At 42.7% G+C, this 18396-nt stretch carries 19 protein-coding genes; 2 read left to right on the top strand and 17 right to left on the bottom strand.

What is annotated here, in order from left to right; translation table 11 throughout:
• Positions 1-9 precede the first annotated feature (9 nt).
• The 10 genes from FPZ43_RS17975 to FPZ43_RS18020 form a co-directional block, all read right to left on the bottom strand.
• Positions 10-2499: a TraG family conjugative transposon ATPase gene (locus FPZ43_RS17975; protein WP_146383311.1), complete on the bottom strand. Its 2490-nt coding sequence runs from the start codon at positions 2497-2499 to the stop codon at positions 10-12.
• Positions 2496-2816, bottom strand: coding sequence for a DUF4133 domain-containing protein (locus FPZ43_RS17980; protein ID WP_146272006.1), 321 nt, complete (start codon positions 2814-2816; stop codon positions 2496-2498). The genes FPZ43_RS17975 and FPZ43_RS17980 overlap by 4 nt, the downstream gene beginning before the upstream one ends.
• A gap of 11 nt (positions 2817-2827) precedes the next feature.
• Complete coding sequence (locus FPZ43_RS17985) at positions 2828-3103, bottom strand: DUF4134 domain-containing protein (protein ID WP_391563984.1); 276 nt, start codon at positions 3101-3103, stop codon at positions 2828-2830.
• A 98-nt stretch (positions 3104-3201) separates the two neighbouring features.
• Positions 3202-3726 carry a hypothetical protein gene (locus FPZ43_RS17990; protein ID WP_146383313.1) on the bottom strand — a complete coding sequence of 175 codons (525 nt, stop codon included), beginning with the start codon at positions 3724-3726 and terminating at the stop codon, positions 3202-3204.
• A 146-nt stretch (positions 3727-3872) separates the two neighbouring features.
• Positions 3873-4781: an RteC domain-containing protein gene (locus tag FPZ43_RS17995; protein ID WP_146272011.1), complete on the bottom strand. Its 909-nt coding sequence runs from the start codon at positions 4779-4781 to the stop codon at positions 3873-3875.
• Positions 4782-4866: 85 nt separating this feature from the next.
• Positions 4867-6801: a conjugal transfer protein MobC gene (mobC, locus tag FPZ43_RS18000; protein WP_146383314.1), complete on the bottom strand. Its 1935-nt coding sequence runs from the start codon at positions 6799-6801 to the stop codon at positions 4867-4869.
• Between the two features lie 11 nt (positions 6802-6812).
• Positions 6813-8063 (bottom strand): relaxase/mobilization nuclease domain-containing protein, encoded by a 1251-nt coding sequence (locus FPZ43_RS18005; protein WP_146383315.1) that lies wholly within the window; start codon positions 8061-8063, stop codon positions 6813-6815.
• Complete coding sequence (locus FPZ43_RS18010; RefSeq protein ID WP_186458762.1) at positions 8018-8440, bottom strand: plasmid mobilization protein; 423 nt, start codon at positions 8438-8440, stop codon at positions 8018-8020. The genes FPZ43_RS18005 and FPZ43_RS18010 overlap by 46 nt, the downstream gene beginning before the upstream one ends.
• 175 nt (positions 8441-8615) lie before the next feature.
• Complete coding sequence (locus FPZ43_RS18015) at positions 8616-8936, bottom strand: hypothetical protein (protein WP_146383316.1); 321 nt, start codon at positions 8934-8936, stop codon at positions 8616-8618.
• The gene (locus FPZ43_RS18020; RefSeq protein WP_146383317.1) at positions 8933-9262 is read right to left on the bottom strand and encodes a helix-turn-helix domain-containing protein; all 330 of its coding nucleotides are present in this window, start codon (positions 9260-9262) and stop codon (positions 8933-8935) included. The genes FPZ43_RS18015 and FPZ43_RS18020 overlap by 4 nt, the downstream gene beginning before the upstream one ends.
• Before the next feature lie 164 nt (positions 9263-9426).
• Between FPZ43_RS18020 and FPZ43_RS18025 the strand changes: the two genes are divergently transcribed.
• Entirely contained in the window at positions 9427-9990 is a 564-nt protein-coding gene (locus tag FPZ43_RS18025; RefSeq protein ID WP_146383318.1) for a hypothetical protein, read from the top strand.
• Between the two features lie 2 nt (positions 9991-9992).
• Here the strand turns inward: FPZ43_RS18025 and FPZ43_RS18030 are convergent, their stop codons facing one another.
• From FPZ43_RS18030 to FPZ43_RS18050, 5 genes are all read right to left on the bottom strand, one after another.
• Positions 9993-10451: a Mov34/MPN/PAD-1 family protein gene (locus FPZ43_RS18030; RefSeq protein WP_146383319.1), complete on the bottom strand. Its 459-nt coding sequence runs from the start codon at positions 10449-10451 to the stop codon at positions 9993-9995.
• Positions 10451-12205: an E2/UBC family protein gene (locus FPZ43_RS18035; RefSeq protein ID WP_146383320.1), complete on the bottom strand. Its 1755-nt coding sequence runs from the start codon at positions 12203-12205 to the stop codon at positions 10451-10453. The genes FPZ43_RS18030 and FPZ43_RS18035 overlap by 1 nt, the downstream gene beginning before the upstream one ends.
• Positions 12206-12210: 5 nt before the next feature.
• Positions 12211-13206 carry a CBASS cGAMP synthase gene (locus tag FPZ43_RS18040; RefSeq protein ID WP_146383321.1) on the bottom strand — a complete coding sequence of 332 codons (996 nt, stop codon included), beginning with the start codon at positions 13204-13206 and terminating at the stop codon, positions 12211-12213.
• Between the two features lie 3 nt (positions 13207-13209).
• The gene (locus FPZ43_RS18045) at positions 13210-14250 is read right to left on the bottom strand and encodes a CBASS cGAMP-activated phospholipase (RefSeq protein WP_146383322.1); all 1041 of its coding nucleotides are present in this window, start codon (positions 14248-14250) and stop codon (positions 13210-13212) included.
• Positions 14251-14488: 238 nt separating this feature from the next.
• A complete protein-coding gene (locus tag FPZ43_RS18050) occupies positions 14489-14890 on the bottom strand; it encodes a DUF305 domain-containing protein (protein ID WP_261381135.1) in 402 nt (133 codons plus the stop codon).
• 123 nt (positions 14891-15013) lie between these two features.
• Here FPZ43_RS18050 and FPZ43_RS18055 point away from each other — a divergent pair, with 123 nt between their 5' ends.
• Complete coding sequence (locus FPZ43_RS18055) at positions 15014-15604, top strand: hypothetical protein (protein WP_146383324.1); 591 nt, start codon at positions 15014-15016, stop codon at positions 15602-15604.
• Between the two features lies 1 nt (position 15605).
• On the opposite strand, the gene FPZ43_RS18060 is transcribed toward FPZ43_RS18055, so the two are convergent.
• Entirely contained in the window at positions 15606-16436 is an 831-nt protein-coding gene (locus tag FPZ43_RS18060; RefSeq protein ID WP_146383325.1) for an HNH endonuclease, read from the bottom strand.
• Positions 16423-18360, bottom strand: coding sequence for an AbiJ-related protein (locus FPZ43_RS18065; protein ID WP_146383326.1), 1938 nt, complete (start codon positions 18358-18360; stop codon positions 16423-16425). The genes FPZ43_RS18060 and FPZ43_RS18065 overlap by 14 nt, the downstream gene beginning before the upstream one ends.
• Positions 18361-18396 lie beyond the last annotated feature (36 nt).

Below are 18396 nucleotides of genomic sequence, written 5' to 3' on the forward strand. Positions count from 1 at the left end.
AATATTTGGTTAAGCTACTTTTTCAATTTCTTCCTGGACAATTGCTGCGATGCCGCGCTGAATGCTCCCATACTTTCTAGCATACTCTTGAACCCTTGCTTTTTCGGCTGATTCCGTTGTATAAGTCCAGTACTCTTCACGGCTTACTTCTGTACGATACACTTTTGAGAGTTGACCATTGAGACTGATGAATACTTCCTTGTATTTGAATTTTTCATCGTTGTTGCGGTTCATGCTCATGATCAGCGCCGTCTCCTTATCCGTGATACCTAAGAGCTGCTGAATTTTAGGAAAGTCATTCTGGTATTTGCGCTGGTCAAGGAGAATTTTGCAGTCACTGTTGTTGATGATGGCCTGTTTAACCACCGGAGAACTAATGATATCTTCAATATCCTGGGTAACCACCAAGGCTTCGCCAAAATATTTACGGACCGTTTTAAATAAGTATTTGATGTACTCTGCCATGCCTTCACGCGCAATGGCTTTCCAGGCTTCCTCGATCAAAATCATCTTCCGGGTAGCCTTGCTCAGTTTGCGCATTTTGGACACAAAGGTTTCCATTATAATCAGTGTAACCACCGGGAAAAGAATGGGATGATCTTTGATATTGTCTAATTCGAAAACAATAAAACGACGGTGCAATAAGTCGAGGTTTTCCCTTGCATTTAAAAGGTAAGCATACTCACCACCTTTGTAATATGGCTTTAATACGAACAGCATGTTATCAATATCAAAACGCTCATCTTTGACTTTTGATTGTTTCATCGCCTCATAAAAGTCTCCCGCTAGAAATTCATAAAAGCTATTGAAGCAAGGAAATGTATCAGGATTTGACTTAAGCTTTTCATAATAGTGGTACAAGGCGTCGGAAATTGCGATGTATTCCGAACGTTGAACACCTTCATCTTCTTTCTTCCATAATGCAAGGATCATGGCCTTGATACTTTCTTTCTTTTCTGTATCCAGGTAGTCACCTTGAGCTATATAGAAGGGATTAAAGCTGATCGGGTTATCTTCTGAATAAGTGAAGTAGTAACCTCCGACGAATTCACACAATCCCTGGTAACTATGACCAACATCCACCAATACGATGTGAGCGCCCTGCTCAAAATAGCTTCGCAGCAAGTGATTAGTAAAGAATGATTTGCCGCTGCCGGATGGCCCTAAAATAAATTTATTCCGATTGGTCGTGACTCCCTTTTCCATCGGTTCATCACTGATATCCACATGAACCGGTTTACCTGATAACCGATCTCCTAAACGCAGACCGCACGGACTGATACTTGACTGGTAGTTGGTCTCTAAGTTGAGAAAGCAGGTAGCCTGTTCAACAAAGGTATCAAAGGTATCATTCATGGGGAATGTAGCTTCATTGCCTGGTAGTCCAGACCACCAGATCTGCGGTGCTCCGTCAGTTTCTTGCTTCGGTTGGGCATCCATTTGAGCTAAAGCCGAGCTCACCTTATTTTTAAGGTCTTTCAATTCTGCACGGTCATCAGTCCAGGCCATAACGTTGAAGTGTGCTTTTACCGGTAAACGCTGGTGGCTGATCGCTTCATTCAAAAATTCGTGGGTAGCATCGCGGCTGATCGCATTTTCCCGAGAATAAGCCGATAAGGATTGTAAGCGGAGTTTTTTGGCTTCCAGCTTCTTTAACGTTAGTGTGCTGTCTTCAATAAAAATAAACTGATTGTAAACATGGTTACACCTCAATAAGGTTCCTATAGGTGAAGCAAAGCCGGTGCTGAATTTGGTTTTATCCGTGCTGTACTTGTCAAAGGTGATCCTCGGCCCACAGAGCGGCGGCAGGTCTTCCGCATCACTCAGGGTGAATAGCTGGCAGTAATCACCGCCAATGCGCAATTCCTCCTGAATATGAATGTCTTTTAAAACGGTGGTGCTGTTCTTATTAAGCAAGAAACAATATTGCTCCAGAACACCGGCTGTCGTTTGTGTACCAGCCAGCCCGTCATCGCCTATGCGTTGCAGTGAAATTAAGCCACTATCTTCAAGTACTTTAACAAACTGTCCGGCATTGTCTAAAAAGTCTCGAAACAACTCTTCGGAAGTAGTCTGATTAGGAACTATCCGCTTACGCATCAGCGTACTGACCGCACTGGTGTAAGGTTTGAACTTTTCTGGCTTCTTAGTCAGAAATATATGGCAGTGATGATGTAAAAAGGGCCGCTCATGAAAATGCTTTTCGCTCGAATGAGATAGAAAGGTTTTTACCTGAGTTTCACCGTTGACCTGAAAGCGCGCTCCATATCGTTCGCTTAAGAACCAATCTTGTTTATGAAAGATACAATTCTTTGGGAGCAGCTTTAACGCTTTGATCCAGGTTTCATGAAAGCTATGATACTCGTCATTGGACAAAGTAAATATCTCTGGCAGTGTGACCTCATATCCAATCGTAAGGTCGCCCTGTGCGGAAAGCATACAGTCATGCTGAACCTTGTAAACAGGAAACACCTGCTCTGCTTTACTATGTGATCTCATGATGTTCGTTTTAATCGTAAAAAAACTTGACGCGTTTTAAACTGAAGGTATTTTGGCAGGTAACGCTTTGCCGATCTCTTCATCAAACCATGCTGACCATATTTATGGCTTAGCTTAAATACCTGATAGAAAAGCAGACTTCCAAGCGCACCGATCATGATGACACAAAACGTCACCGGGACACCTACCAGGTACATGATCGCAAACCCGACAAGTAAAAGAACAAGCCCGCCAGCTAGGTAGCCAATGTATTGTGCTTTCAGCCCTTTAAATTCTATCGGCTTATTAATCCCCTTATTAATATGATATAGTGCCATGGTAATTCGCATTAAACACCAAAAAAAGATTTGAGTACGGTAGCAACAACCACGAGAAAGATGCAGCTTCCAAACCAGCTGGACGCCACTTTCCCGGTATCGTGTTCCCCGTCATTCCACTTCTTATAGACCTTTATCGCACCGACCAAACCCACCAAGGCACCGATAGCATACATTAAAGTGGTCCCGGTGGTGAAATAGCTTTTAACCTGCGTTGTTGCTTCCTGGATACCTGCATTGCCGTCTTGTGCATATAAGCTAAAGCTGATCAGTATCAATGTCAACATTCCGCAGATCGTTTTTAATACATGTTTTACGCTGTATGCTCTTTTTACTTGTTGTGTTTTCATGATAACCGATTTTTAAGATTTATATAAATGATTAATTAATTCCATTTTGGTAATTCATCCGCGGTAAGATCAAATAGTAAATTCTCAGCGGACTGGCTGATCACATGAGTGGTAACCTTGGAAAAATCTATTTCTGCCTGATACGGCTGAAATGATCCTATAAGTATTTTTAGCAAAGAGAGGAACTCGGATTTATTGTCTACATCCTTAAAAGCTGCAATAAGATTATCAGTTTCGCCAATCAGTTGCGCTTCCGGAATTGTAATGTTGTTGTTTGAATCGGTTAAATCGCCAGTTGAATCCAGGCTTTCATTTAATTCCTCGTCGGCGAATTGTAGTTCCTGTTCCTCTACAATACGCACATGCTTGTCCGGACGGGCGGCACCCATCAGTTCCGTAGGTGAAATGGAGCCGCCTTGCGACATTACCGCGCTTTGCTGTTTTGATGTGAAGAGATTTGAGATCTCGCGCTGATAGTAACGCAGAAGTACATACAGGTAGTAGGTTACACTGATGATAGCGATGGCCGCAAAATACTGCTGCCAGGAAATTGATGACAACATACCGCTTTGTTTTAAAGATCATCTGCACCATGCAGCGATCCCTGAAACAAAGGTTGGGCTATCTCCAAAAAATTTATCACACCTCATGTACAAGGTAGGATAAATTTTTTTTAATTAACTAATAATCAGACATCTATAAATGATTAAAATTTCAGCTTTTGTTGAACTGAGCCATCTTCATCAAGTTTTTGGTCGATTTTTCGCAGCAGCGACAACTTCAATTTATCTAACAACAATGTACGATCCTTCTTTCGCCTGGTGATGTCGGTATATTTATGGTAATACTGGCCCAAATCAATGTGAAAAACGGTTTGAAAGAAACTAACCACCGATTTAATTTCTGCATTGCCGTTATTAAAAGCACCTGCTGCAACCAACGCATAGATCAGCTCGATAAGATCCGTTTTGCTAAAAGTCCAGGTGAGGGGTAATTCGATGCTCATTTCAGGTGGACGCTCATCATGATTGTTGATTTTCTGCAATTCGATATTCAGGAAGTCCTGGTATTTTTCATTAGCAATGATGTTGGCGAGCTTATAGTCATGGCTGGTTGAGTAAACCTCATCTTCTTCAAACTTCTCCAGTTCCACATGTACATCGAATCCACCACGTGTAAAGTAAACCTGGTCCATTTGGGTTGAGCCGGACCGGTAATATTGATAAAAGGCAGCGTTGTGGTCGAAGTATCGTTTAAGATCTGCTAGTTCGGAGTTGATGTATTCTTTCAGATGATCCTCGGCACCTGTCGGCCTCTTCATCAAAAAGTTGTAGACACTGATAAAATAGATGTATTTGCTGTAAAACATCGGCTTTACTTCTTTGAAAAAGTGGATCTCGTCGTCAACGCTTTCGAAAGAGTAACTGGAAATATAGCTTTTCAGCTTTGCCATCGCCTTTTTGCAAAGTATGATCGAGGCTTTGTATTGTTCGGCCAGAGGTTCGCCGTTCGTAGAAATTTCGTTTAATTGATTTTCTAAAGCACTATAGAAGCGTTCGGTGATGGTGCGCATATAAGTAAGGATAAGGCTATTAGGGTATTTCTTATTACGCAAAATAAGAATAGCGTGTTACAACACGCTATTCAAAAAAGTTCATATTAAATCAATATTACGTTAATATGACGTTTGGTGTTATTTCTTAAGAGTTAACAATCACACTTTGTACAATTACCTTAATGTCGTCTTTTATTTGCTGATAATTTTGAAGAATAGTAGCTTGATCAATATTCCTTACACTGGGAATAGTTTTGTATGCCAATTCCTCTTTGTTGAGTGCCAAGTGGTCATTTTGTATCTCGTTATGAAATACTTTTAATTCAATCTTATTGGTTGGATCATCAGACACCATGCCCACAAATTCACCTGAAGAAAGTCCGGCAATCTTAGAAGCGGGAATTGCGAAATCCAGTTGTGTTGATCTGCTGATCGAAGTGTCCTGGCTGTTGATGGATACACTTTCTTTTTGTTGATTGATCTTGCCAAAACGTTCGGAAAGTTGTTTTGCTGTATCTCCTGTGACCTGACCGCAAACGATGTTGCCAACAATGTTCATGATAACTTCAGCCTGGTCGCGTCCATAATCTTTTTTTAACTGGCTGTAATCCTGAACGGCAAGTGTAACCGCTACCTTGTTCGACCTGGCCGTGGCGATGAGATGATCAATTCCGTTGAAATAGATCGTTGGAAATTCATCAAAGATCATACTGCACTTTTGCCTGTTCTTTTGGTTGACCAGCTTATTGATCCGATTAATGTATAGAGACAGCACAGCGCCGTTTACCTGCGACTTTTGCGGGTTGTTAGCCAGGCAAACGATCTTCGGTTCGTCTGGGTTGTTGATGTCAAAAGAGAAATCATCGCCGCTCAATACGTAATAAAGCTGTGGTGAAGACAATCGGGCTAAGCTGATCTTGGCGCTTGCGACCTGGCCTTCCAACTGTTCAAAAGCCTCATTTTGCCAGGCAGAAATAAATGGATTGATCAGGACTTCAATTTCGGGCTCCTGCAACAACACTTCGAATAAATCTTTATAATCCACCTGTGCCAGCTCAATAACGTGTGGCAAAGTACAAAAGCGCCCGTCCTGGTACTTTCTTAAAAACCACATGATCGCGGTAATAAAATTAATGGGCGACTCGACAAAGAAATCCCCTTGTTTTTTGATCCACTCCCGATTTAACCCGAGCATAATCGTTCTGCTGGCATCGATAGCATCCGTGATATCCAGCATGGTTTCCGGCTCTAATGGGTTAGCACGGTGCATTATCTGTTCCAAATTGATGACGTAGAAGGTCGGCCTGACCTTATATAAGTGCCCGTATTTCAGCAATGCGTTATAAGCAATCTTGGTGAGATCGTCGTATTTAAAGTCATAGATCAGCATAGAGAATCCTTTACTGATATGCTGGGTGATGATGTGACGGATAACGAAATAGGATTTACCGGAGCCAGGACTACCGCCGATAAGTGTGCCTCTAAAGGGGTTAATAATATTGATCCAGCTGTTACGCACCTTTCCTTTGTAATGATAAACCGCAGGCAGGTTGATCGAGTATTCGTGATCCAAATAGCGTTCTTCCTGGGGAAATGATTCGTTGGCTTTATTAAAAATGTCATTAGCCAGCTTAAGCTTTAAAATTCTAAATAACGCACTTATCCCTGATAACATAAACAGGTAGCCAAACGAAGTAATGCTGATATAAAGCAGTGCCCTCACAGCGAATGAGTAGTGTGCCTTTAAAAATACCGCACTCAAAAAATAAAGCAGCAAACCGATCACGGCAAAAGCCAAGGCGCTACGGGCTTTGATCTTCTCATCCTTTTTACCTTTAGTACCCAATAATGAAATCATCAGCGTGATCAAAGCGGCCAGCTTAGCCAGCATAGTACTTTTGAAAATGGCCATTTTGGAGACTGGAAGTAAGATACTGTCTACAATAGATTGGGTTAAACCCCATTGCTGAAATGCACTATAGCATGTCAGGTAGAAATGAAGGAACAATATGGCCAGGCTGATAAACCGGGTAAAGTCAATGATCCTTCTTAATGCTTGTTCATTTTCACCTGTTTGCATGATTGAAATTTTTAAAGTGAATGTCCTCTGCGTTTTTTCTTACGCTTTTTTTGCTGAAGCCTGCCGATCGCAGCCATATCTTGCCTTTCCTCCTGGTAAAGTGCATCTATGATGGACCTGCCTTCCAATTGCTGATCGGCATAAATATTTGAAGTATTTATGTTAGTATGGTTAACTGGAGAGCCCGTCCGCTGAAGTTCCTCACCCGAAACAACTGATTGGGAAAAGTATTGGGATAGGCTGTTAGCGCTATAGCTCTTTCCTAAATCGCTGCCGTTAAACACTGCTTTAGCGTGATGGTCGACAAACGTAACACCGTACATTCTGCCTTCGTCGCTGTGTCTGAATATCGCATCTATCTTTTGTGCCTTAAGTTTGAGCTGAAATTCTTTTGTGCTAACTGAACTGGTAAGGACGGTATCGACCTTGCTTTTCAGTTGTTCCTTCAATGTTTTCCGCAACACTTCATTCAGGGTAAATCGATTCTCAAGGGTTTTTAATGTTGGCTTCCCGTAGATACTGCTTGCTTTGATTGGCACGCCGATTTTGCCGCCGTTATGATCCAAAGCCCAGTACACTAAACCATTTTTCTCAAACATCCTGGATTCTTTTGAGCCTCTGTCAGCATCTACGTTAAATCCATTTAATACCGCATTCAATTCAGGCAAACTTGTAAACTTATAGTTTCGCAACACCTCGTTAACTACATTGGTAATCGCTCGTTTAGTTTCTGATTTGCCATAGGCGACCTGTTCCAATTTTAAAGAAGAAATAAGCCCCTGACCCTTTGTTTGCTCTTCTGCCTTCACCAACCCAAAATGCTGTTCGACTTGCTTTCGTGATTGCTCTGATGCTTTATTTGCCAGCAAATGAAAACTGATCCGGTTACCATCCGGCTTTATGTTCGTCGAAATGATATGAAGGTGCGGATGACCGGCATCTTGGTGCTGATAAACGAGGTAGGGTTGCGCACCAAATCCTAAACCTTCCATGTACGCATCGGCTATTTGCTGAAGGGTAACCTTATCTAAATTTTCACCAACTGCAAAGTTCAGCGAGACATGCAGGGCGTTGACCTGGGTACGCTCATTCCGTTTGGTCAGGTCTGTTAACCGTTCCAACTTGTTACTAAAAGTAAGTTCATGCGGTTCCTTCAAATAGCCCTGTGCAAGGAGCAATTCAGCCTTTCCCAAACGAACTTTATGTTCGTTATAATTTATTGCACCGAGGATGCTTCGTCCGGTTTTAATTTTTGCGACCATAACTCTGAAAAGCTTTGCATCCGGTCTTTGATCTGGGCAATAGCCGGGTCTACTTTAGTTCCGATAATCGACATCAATGACAGCCACAAACGATTGTCTGCGGAGCCATGCGCAGCGTTGATCTGACGTACAGCCTGGTTTAAATTATTGCCAATGGCATTGAGTTCACGGCGCAGCAAGGAGAGCTCTTCCAGCATCTCATCCATGGACTTGTCACGATAATTTACCGTGATCGGTTTTTCTAAAAGAACACTCCTAATGTATTCGCTCATTTTGCGAAAGCGTGTCTTTTTAAACCGCCGGTCAATTAGCAAAAACTCACCTGGTTTGAACCTCGTGGTGATCTTTCGCTCACGGTTTTCTTCCTCATTTTCCATACCTTCTGTCTCTTTAAAAATCCGACTTCGGAGGGTTTTTACCATGCTCCCGGACTGACTTCGGAAGGGAGGGCAAGATCCGTTTGTCCGACAAACGTTTATCTTGCTGATTGCTCAAAAATGCAATCTCGTCCTTTGCAAAGTCCTCGATTTTGATTTGTTCAACGTCATTAACCTAAAACGATTCACTGTAAAATGGAGACTGCCTAAACCTGCGTTTCACATTTTGCCGATGGTTGTAAATCCATTCAGCAGCACATACCTTCCAATTGTAAATTGTAGCGCCGGTCGGCGTCTTCCACCCGCGACCGTCATGCTCATTGAAGAACTCGTTAGCCATTTCTCCTTCGCCTTTTTGGTCAAAGTAAATCATCAAAACCTCCTTGTCGGGAGGCATGGTAGTTCCCATGCCATCGTGAATTTGCAGGGTATGTTTACTGCTTTTCCTGACCTCATTCAGCAGCCTCGGCACGGTGCGTTTAGCCTTGCGTTTCATGCCATCTTCATCTGATCGTTCAACTTGCCGGAGGCCATTAGCTTTTCAATTTCCTCGGAATTGTAGTATGTAATACCACCTAATTTCTTGAAAGGAATGAGGCCCTTATCCCGAAGGTATTGCAGTTTGCTTTCGGACAGCCGGAGCATCTTTTTAATCTCAAAGGCTTTCAGCCAATGGTGGCCCGGCTGGCCGGTTTGTTCTTTGAGTAGCTTCTTAATATCAACGATAAGCTGTTGCTTGAAGTCGAGCAAGTCCTGAACCGTGATCAACTGATCTCGGTTGACTTTAGGGAAGTCATGTTGGATTTCATTTTGATTTGCCATAGCTTAAAATTTAGCAACAGCAAATGTGAAGAACTGCAAAATAAATTTATCACACCTCATGTACAAGGTAGGATGTTTTATAGATAAAAATCTCCCTGCTGCCACTTTAAACTTTAGCAAATCCGCACTACTTTTGTATAAAAACTAATTAATCGAACGCGCAAATGGAACCAACGACAATTACCTGGCTAACTGCCGACCAGATAAAAATTTTAAAATATATTGTGGTCGTTTCAGACCGAAACAATCAAGAAATAGAATTAGGCATCATTATCTACACACGGGAATTTAACGAGCAGTATAACCTGATCAAGCAGGGTGAGGAAGATAAAACAGAAACGGATACTTTTGCGCGCTTACTGGGGGAATATCCTAAACAGAAAAATTATCCCTGCGATGATGCAGATCTGATCATTTTGAACGCAGTGAGAAAACAGTATCCTAAATCCTTCGTCAGAAATGACACCTTGTTTTTTAACGTGGACCTGGAAAAGCTGAAAGTTTTAAAAAACAGGAATGTGATCCAGGGAGCGATCTACTTTTCGCCCGAGTTCTCCTATACAGATATCTTTAAACATGTGGGCCAGTCATTTCCGGCGCCACGGATCGATTTTAACTTTTATACCAATTATGGCACACAGCATGTGCCAGTTCCATTTTTTTACGCCAATTACCCTGCTGAAGACCAGAAAGTCTTAACGGTAATTGGGCAGATCGCCTTTGAATAAGATCACAAGGTTAGCCGCAATTCTCTGAACCCTTTGTTATTGACCATACGCAAATACATCCCGCTTGTCCCTTTAATTACTAGAAGCAGGAAGTCGGTTCTAAGATCGTTGTTCCTAAACTGGCTATCGATCATTTTCAGATCGGTGCCGGATGGTGTGGGAAAGGGCTCGGGATGGGTATGCCACTCGCCCAAATAAACCGTTTGCCCGTTGCTATTGTAGAATTCATAGTCCAAAATGATTTGGGCACTGGTCTTATGCCGCTCAAAGTTGGTCCTTGAACAACGGTCCAACGGTGTGGGTACGGATAATTTGGTAATGTTGATCTGCCCGTCGATTATCTTACCAAGTATCACGCCTCCCGCTTCCGGTAGTTTTGGTTTATTTTGCGTGAACTTTTCCAGTATCGCGAGTGGTTCCGGGTGGATAAGAATATCGTATTGATCTAATTTAAGCTGCATTATATCGCGTTTGTGGTTAACTGATGAGATCGCAAAGTATTGCCGAAGTCGGAAAGTTGCAGGTCCTGTGCAACGGCCAGCGACAGGTCGCCTGCATAGCTGATAGCAATGTTGGTATCGGGCGGTTCTGCAATTATCCGATATAATTCGGGGATCAGGTGCGCAAAAAAGAGGCTGATGGCAGCCTTACCATAAGGAACGTAGGAGCCCTGGCATCCTGCTTCGCGAAGCAGGGTCTGCCGGCCGGGATCAGCATAAGTTTCGGCAGAGATGACATTGTACCGGTAATATCCATTGGTCTCCAGGTCTTTTAAGGAAAAACCGGTGGATGGCCGTATATATAAAGCGTGACCACCTGCCAGATAAGGCTCTACCCAAAAGAGCATCACCGGACGCCCGATGATCCCTTCACTTAAAGATTCCAAAACATAATTCTCGATCGCGTCTTTGCCGATGGCACAAAATATCACATCCATCGTATTCATCAGACCTGACCGAGACCTGATCATATCCACAATGGAACCCTTATGGGTGTGAACATGCAGGAATGGGTTTTGGAACGTGAGATATTTAGCCAGGGCATCGACCTTGGCCTTTCCGACCTCGTTAAAACTGAGTAAATGCCGGTTCACATTTTCTAAGGCAAATATATCGGGGTCGCATAAAACAAACTCGGAAACCTCCAGGCTGTTCAGGCCACTCAAAAGATTGGAGCCGATGCTACCCAAACCAGCCACCATAAATTTATAAGCAGGTTTCGTGTTTAGGATGCCATCAGTTCGTTTTTGCAGTCGGGTCTGGCTAAAATATTTGAACGCGATGCGGGCAACCGCTTTTGACGGTTGCACCGTGTCCAGAACATTCAAACTCGTGAGTGAGGTTCTACGCCAACCGTCGATCTTAGCCTGGATCGCTGGAATATAAAACCCGAAAAATACCAGTTGTCCGTTTACTTCCAATGAAAAAGCGAATATTTTCGGGCCAAAACTTTGATTTAAATAGCGCTTAACAGCACTCCATTGTGAACTGAAGTGTTCCCGCAGATAGCTGATGAGCCTCCGGTTATCGATATAGAAAGGCGGTACCAGATGGCCGATCTGACCTAAGTAAAAATAGGCCTGTTCTGTCACCTTGTGTCCCCTCGTCTTAAAAAATGCTATGACCTGTTGTGATTGTTCTGATCCTGAACTCATCAGGAAATCGACGTTATGATAAGCAGGCGATAACAGATGGCCGGGATGAACACCGGGCGCTATCGCATCGATACCATCACCAAGGTAAGCTTCAAAGACCTGGTCTTTCGGGTCATAAACATTCGCCCAATAAGCAACGATCTCATCCACAAAGTCCCCGTTATTCACGCCAGTGATACCGTCCGAAATGATAGTCGCCGCCTGTTTCAGACAAGCCTTTATAATTTCAGCGGGCCGGTCAGGGTCAAGCTTGATATTTTCATTATCAAAAAGACATATATTCCGGCGGTCATCTATATGCGGAACATATTTTATCTTTTCATAATCATCCTCAGCTAAATAAATGACTGGCAACGAAAGCGGAAAATCATCCTTCAGTTCCACTAGTACCGTAAAATCTGTTACCCCTTCGGGCAATGGAACTTCAAGGGTCACCTTCCATTGTTCGATCTTCTTTGGTGTACCCAACCGTGTTTTTACGTCAACGGTTGTTTTCTCTATCGTGAATATCTTGGCCAGATCTTCGAACGCGCGCTCCCGTAACTGGTCAAAATCCATCATCAGGCTTAAGCACTTTTGGCGTTACTGGTAACTACTGCTGGCGAAGCGAAACTCTTGGCGCCCTCATCTTCATCTTTAGCATTGGCGCAAGAAAACCTTGAACCCAAATGTTTTTGCCATTTATGGCAGGCATTCTTCGGGTTGGTCTCGTTGATCGCCTGCTTAGCAGAATCGAGGAAAGATTTTAGCTTATCCATGAAATACTGCTGGTAGCTGAACCCGTCCATGACATTTTCACCAGCAGGGACCGTAGGACGCAGACATTGAAAGCGGTAACTGAGCGTGTTGTAAATATTCTCCAACGTATCTTTGAAGCCAACGTCATCACGACTATTCGCGCTGAAATTATTGGCAGCCCATATCGTCATCACAAAACCGGTAGGCATTTTCTTCGAATTATCCTGATAGTTCTGATAATCGCACCAGGCTTTCAGGTATTTGACGAACCTGCGCAACTGCTCATTCTTGGCAGCCTGATCATTGAACCAGTTGCTGAATGCACGCGGATCACTAGGGCTCCAGCCATCCCTTTTGTGAGCCAGTTTGGGTTCATCGGGATAAGCCTCATCAATGAAATAAATGGGCTGGTCAATATGGCGACCGTCCGAAAACTTTGTACGTACACAGGTATTTTTATCAACCGGGGGAACACCCGTGTAGCCGTCCACCGCATCCCATATCCAGTTATGATAGGTCTGCACACTTTTACGTTGGCTTAGCGGCCCGATAAAATAGATCCCGTCATCGGTATCGTATTTGGTGATTGTTTTGGTAATCCCGTCCTGTTCAATAGTTCGTGGTATCGGGTTAATCGTCGTCTTCATTTCCGAAGAGCCCTGTGAGGTAAATTTAGGTTTGATCTCATCCTTGTGGTTCTGTTTGAAATCTTCCCTGATTCGGTCACGCAGATTCTTGCGTGACTTTTTTAACTTCTTTTTCCGGTCGTGGGTCAGTGAGATACTGGCATTGAAATCGGTAAATTGATCGTGACAATTGGCCATAATTTAGTTGGTTTTATAAAGTTTCTGTTTTTTAAAAAAATCTGCGATCTCTGGCTTTTTCCGATATATATCGCCCATGTCGTTGCCTTTGCCGCGGATCAGGTCCAATGCAGCGGGTGTTGCTACGTCCAATTGGACCAGTTCTTCCTGAGAGCTGGATATTTCGGATGAGGGTATTCTAAGATAATCTACCGGCAGGTCATTAAGCGTCGCAATTTTCTTCATGAAAAAATCGGTAAAAAAACCCTGCCCGGTAAAGGAAGTCTCGAATAGTTCGTCTTTCCAATCCAGGAAGGAACGGTTCCGTTTCAAGCCTGTGGGCTTTCCGCCGGTGAGTGAAAGGCTGCTGATCGACAATATTTTAAGCTTATCATATGGCTTGCCCTTTCCTACAAAGTATTGCAAAGCCTCCAAGTAGCCCACTAAGGTGGGATTATTGCCCCAAACGCCGCCATCGATAAATTGCTTGTTATCGTAATAAGGGATCTCTGCCATTGGAAAATAAGTAGGCGCGGCGCTGGTGGCCAGGGCAACATCTACATAAAACGCCTTATTATCCCGGTTAAGATCACCTTCCTTATGATCGAACTTAAAGATGAATGGTCTGGCTTCGGTCACGTTGTAACTGGGAATACATAGCAGGTTGTTACTTTCACCGATCTTTCTTTCGCCAAAGATCTTCACTAAAGCTTCCTTCAGATTCTTATCTGTAAATTTACCGCCGTTGGCCAGTTGTTTGATGGTGCCATTGCTGTATTTTTTGCCCCTGAACTTGATCTTCCGGAAAGTCGGGAAAATTTTAGGGCCTTCGTTATCGTAGAAATCGCAAATCTCGGCGGCTGGTATTTTGAGCGACAAGGCCAGCGCGATCAACCCGCCCGTGGATGTGCCACAGAACATATCAAAATAGTCAGACAGCCGGCAATCAAATTTCTCTTCCAGATGCTTTAATACCGTAGCACTGTAAAGGCCTTTAATTCCCCCTCCGTCAATCGATAGTATTTTAAAAACATTTTCTTCTTGTTGCGTAGTTGTTTCCTGCATATCGGCTCATTTACAGAGCTCTGTCATATACGATGCCAAATTGAATGCAGTAAAATATGTCAACCATCAGACATATCAGTCCTTAGCTATCTGGCACTGTTGACACTAAATTTGTTTGCTCAAAATATTTATCCACAAAATTTCGGACAGCCGGATTGACAGTAATCAACATAACAACCATGCTAAGTTGCTGTCAAAGTGTCACTTTCAAAAAAAAATTACCCCGCGATGTTCTTAATCAGTGGTTCTGCTGCAAGCTATTGATCAGTGCTTTCATTTTCGCGATCTCTTTTTTCTGTGCAGCGATGATTCCGTCGGCCAATTTACGAACCCTCGGATCAGTAATGTGGGCGTTTTGACTTGTCATTATCGCAATGGATTGGTGCGAGATCATTCCTATCATGTATTGTATATCAGCTACACCAACCTTTATGTGCACGCCTGCGAAGGCCAGGAGAAGCACAATGAACGACGATACTGTGATCACTATATTTTTCTTTTTATCCGGGTACATCATTGTTATCATCAGCAACATGAGCAAGGCCATTGCTGCAATCATCATTAGTGTCATATAAATACGGGTCATATTAATGTAGATGTGCTCCACGGAATCAGCGTTCAGGAATATGATCGCGAACATCAGTACAAAGGATATGGCCAGCATCAGGCCAAATTTTCCGTAATTATCTAGTAATTTGTGAAACAGCTATTTTAGCATGAAGGAAGCAAGCCTGAGCAATTTAAAAAGTAAAGCTTAAGAATAATGATGAAATATAAAGACCTGGACCCACAGAAATACCCTAAACTGTTGGAAGACGCCGTAAAAAAACTAACACTTACTTTGGAAAGGGACAGTAAAGTTTTAACGGAGATGAACAACTCATTGAACTGGATCGTCACATTGCTTGGCGTAATATTGGCTACGGGTATCAGTTATTTCAAGAACGTGTCGCCTTGTAGCCTTTCGTTTACCTTGCTTTATGCCAGTCGGATCGGATTTTGTTTCGCGGTGCTTTCGCTGATCATCCATAAAATATTCCTGGTCCGGTATGAAACAGCCAAATTCCAATATCTCAATTCTTTAAATACCCACGAGTTGGAATTAAAGTATGATCAGCGATTACTATCAAAAAACATTATCCAGGATAGCAATTTCTTTATCGTAGAATTTATCAATAATTTTCGCAACGGTCAATATATACCCCATCCTGAAATTGATAACCGCGCAAAGGAATTTCTAAAACTGGATAAAACGATCATCAGTTGTGCACGCATCTTGAAGTTTACGTTCTGGCTTAGCATGATCATTTTTATTTTGAATGCGGCGGCCGTGTTTTACCTGATATTGGCCTAGACTATTCATAATCTATCAAAAAATCATCGTTGTTGATGAGCTCTAATTTCAAGACCGATTGCCAATAGTTTTGGCCGAAGGCGATCTGTTCCTTGCGGATGGTTTCCAATACAAACTGTCTCGTTTCCTGAAGGGTATGGTTTTCACGGTAAGGCTCTATAACAGACCGGAAAGTTGTGATCACGGTATCCGCTTCGTCGGAAAAACGCTCATACAGGTTTAATTTGCTGTAGTGATCGACCAGCAATGCAAAAAGCCGGGCATCCACTCCGTTCCTGTTCTCCAGGTAAAACGCAGTTGCCATACTGGTAAAACCGATATCGACCGTGACGAACAAATATTGCACGGCTGGTAATGTATCCAAATAAAGATTTAAAACGGTCCGTTGTCCCGCATTCCGCCATCGGGACCCTTTTCTTGGGTTACAATCGCCGCAACAACACAACAAATTTTTAGGGTGAACTATAAATTCCGGAAAGTCCCCCTGTGGAACAAAATGATCAAAGGTACTGATGCTGTTGATCGTACAATACTGGCATTTGACGAGCCTTCCAGATGGTGTTGTTGTTAGCCTGTCTTTAAGTTTGCTCAATGTCGCGCTATCATATTCATATAATTCGCCAAGATCGGCCTTATCCTGGTTCACATAACCATGGGCATTCAGAGATTGCAAATCGTTGGCAGCAAAAGACTGATCGTAGCGATCAAAGAGTAAACGCATATTAGCATCCATTGCGGTCAATCTTGCAACAAGCGCAGCATCGCGTTTCCTTGATCTCACCAGCTCATAAAACGCAAAAGAATCTTCATCATAGGACCTAAGATTCTTCATCTCTGCGTTTTAAAAGATTTTTAATATAGATCCTTGCGTTAAGGCTTAATGGTACCTCATCAAATTCCAGTAATTCTATAATTTCATCGAAGTTCTTTTGTTTGCGTATTAATTGCCGGATAATGGTCTTATATTGCTTGTTCACCTCACGGTCACCGAACACCTCATCGGTAAGCACGCCAAGGTTCTCTCCAAAAGATTCAATGCCAATTCTTCTGATAGAAGGCGCATTTTTTGCACGCTCCATTACATAGACGTTTTTCGAGAACAATTCACGGATGACCAGCGGCGAATGCGTGGCGATCAGGCAATAAGATTCAAATTCCTCCACCAATTCGTAAATCGTATTCATCAATTCCACGATCGCATTCGGATGCAAATGGGTTTCCGGTTCGTCATATAAAATGAGAGAATCCAACCTGATATTGGCAACTACTTGGGTAATAATATACAACAATATACTTTGTCCGGAACTGAGTTTATTTTTGATTGAGTTATAGCCCTCCAGGCTAACTTTATACTCCCTGGTTTGGCCTTCGGCAGGAAGAATAAAAGCATCAATCACATTCTTTTCAATAAAATTACGGATGACGGAGCGCCATTTAGAGGTTCTGCCCATTTCCTCTATTTTTTTCCAGTTATGATGAAAACTTAATACCAGGCCACGACTGGACCGAATATCGCCTTCGTCGTCCTTCAGTCCACAATAAACATAATTAAAGGTTGCGTTCTTTCGGGGTATCGGATAACTATCGAATACACTGTAAGACACCGCTATGATCTTACTAAATGATGGTATGTGCTGATAAAAATCTTCAGGATCATTCTTTGCGAAACTATTGGGCAGGCCGGTCATTAGTTGCGTCTTTCCGGTACCATTTTTCCCAATCACGGCAAAGATCCGGTTCGGCAATTCCCCTGTATTATTAAAATCTAAGTTGATCCGGACCGGCACTTCGCTGTAGGCAGGTTTGAACCGGTAATCAAAACTATATAGGCGTTCCATATCTGCCCCCTGAAGCCTTGGTTTGAGTTCTCGCAGTAATCGTTCGGCTTGATCTGATCGCAGCAATGATGATTTAAAGTTCGAATTTCTGGCGAAACGGTCATGAATATCTGGGAAATAAGCCGCATCCTGTAAGGCGAACAAAAGGCCGATCATTCTAAAATCCTTAAAATACGATCGCAGTGAAAAATAAAATTCGTCGCTAAAGGAAAGTGAGCAAAAGACATCAGGCAACTGGTAAAACCGATCGGGCAAATATTCCCAGGTAACCAGTTCTGTTTCGTGAATGATCTTGGTACGGCCTAAGTTTGTCCAGCCCCCGTCATCGTGAATAGCAAGAGTAAATATAGAGACCACGCTGTAATCATTCCAGCCCTTGTTAGGCGTTAGCGTGAAATAAGTTTTATCTTTGGGACTGACGGAACCGGACTTTACTACATAAAAAGGAATATTATTTTTAGAAACGCCGGGAGGCAGATCTTGCACCTCTTCCAAGGTATATACTTTTTGGATAGGATAACCAAGATCATTATGATCTTCAATGACCAGTCTTAATTTGTCCCGTTTCAGTTCGGCATCAATCTGAGCGCTCAAGCCGATCAAATAATCAACGTCGGCGTAATGATCAGGCGATAAGAAACTTTCGATAAATACTTTAAAATCGGTGCTTTCCCCAAACAGGTCCAGCCGGTCGGTGAACAAGTAATCTGTTTCCCAATCATTGTTCCGAAAATAATGCTGGATAATATCGCCGTAGGCATCATCATAGCGATTATCAGTCGATGGCATATCATGCAGGTCCCAAATGCTGTTGAGCAGTTCAATGGCTTCATCGCCTCTTTCATTATTAAAGATGCGGTGCCATTCGTTTACCAGTAATTTAAAGACGTTGGTTTTCGAAGCTTTGGAAAATGTCACTGTATAATTGCAATAAGATTTGAGATACTACAAATG

The organism is Mucilaginibacter pallidiroseus (assembly GCF_007846085.1).
GTDB lineage: Bacteria > Bacteroidota > Bacteroidia > Sphingobacteriales > Sphingobacteriaceae > Mucilaginibacter > Mucilaginibacter pallidiroseus.

Excerpts from the sequence above, each read along its gene's own strand:
- FPZ43_RS18040 (WP_146383321.1), bottom strand. The coding sequence starts at position 13,206 with ATGGCCAATTGTCACGATCAATTTACCGATTTCAATGCCAGTATCTCA.
- FPZ43_RS18020 (WP_146383317.1), bottom strand. The coding sequence starts at position 9,262 with ATGGCAAATCAAAATGAAATCCAACATGACTTCCCTAAAGTCAACCGA.
- FPZ43_RS18050 (WP_261381135.1), bottom strand. The coding sequence starts at position 14,890 with ATGTTCGCGATCATATTCCTGAACGCTGATTCCGTGGAGCACATCTAC.
- FPZ43_RS18055 (WP_146383324.1), top strand. The coding sequence starts at position 15,014 with ATGATGAAATATAAAGACCTGGACCCACAGAAATACCCTAAACTGTTG.
- FPZ43_RS18060 (WP_146383325.1), bottom strand. The coding sequence starts at position 16,436 with ATGAAGAATCTTAGGTCCTATGATGAAGATTCTTTTGCGTTTTATGAG.
- FPZ43_RS18025 (WP_146383318.1), top strand. The coding sequence starts at position 9,427 with ATGGAACCAACGACAATTACCTGGCTAACTGCCGACCAGATAAAAATT.
- FPZ43_RS18035 (WP_146383320.1), bottom strand. The coding sequence starts at position 12,205 with ATGATGGATTTTGACCAGTTACGGGAGCGCGCGTTCGAAGATCTGGCC.
- FPZ43_RS17980 (WP_146272006.1), bottom strand. The coding sequence starts at position 2,816 with ATGGCACTATATCATATTAATAAGGGGATTAATAAGCCGATAGAATTT.
- FPZ43_RS18010 (WP_186458762.1), bottom strand. The coding sequence starts at position 8,440 with ATGGAAAATGAGGAAGAAAACCGTGAGCGAAAGATCACCACGAGGTTC.
- FPZ43_RS17975 (WP_146383311.1), bottom strand. The coding sequence starts at position 2,499 with ATGAGATCACATAGTAAAGCAGAGCAGGTGTTTCCTGTTTACAAGGTT.
- FPZ43_RS18045 (WP_146383322.1), bottom strand. The coding sequence starts at position 14,250 with ATGCAGGAAACAACTACGCAACAAGAAGAAAATGTTTTTAAAATACTA.
- FPZ43_RS18005 (WP_146383315.1), bottom strand. The coding sequence starts at position 8,063 with ATGGTCGCAAAAATTAAAACCGGACGAAGCATCCTCGGTGCAATAAAT.
- mobC (WP_146383314.1), bottom strand. The coding sequence starts at position 6,801 with ATGCAAACAGGTGAAAATGAACAAGCATTAAGAAGGATCATTGACTTT.
- FPZ43_RS18015 (WP_146383316.1), bottom strand. The coding sequence starts at position 8,936 with ATGAAACGCAAGGCTAAACGCACCGTGCCGAGGCTGCTGAATGAGGTC.
- FPZ43_RS18030 (WP_146383319.1), bottom strand. The coding sequence starts at position 10,451 with ATGCAGCTTAAATTAGATCAATACGATATTCTTATCCACCCGGAACCA.
- FPZ43_RS17985 (WP_391563984.1), bottom strand. The coding sequence starts at position 3,103 with ATGTTGACATTGATACTGATCAGCTTTAGCTTATATGCACAAGACGGC.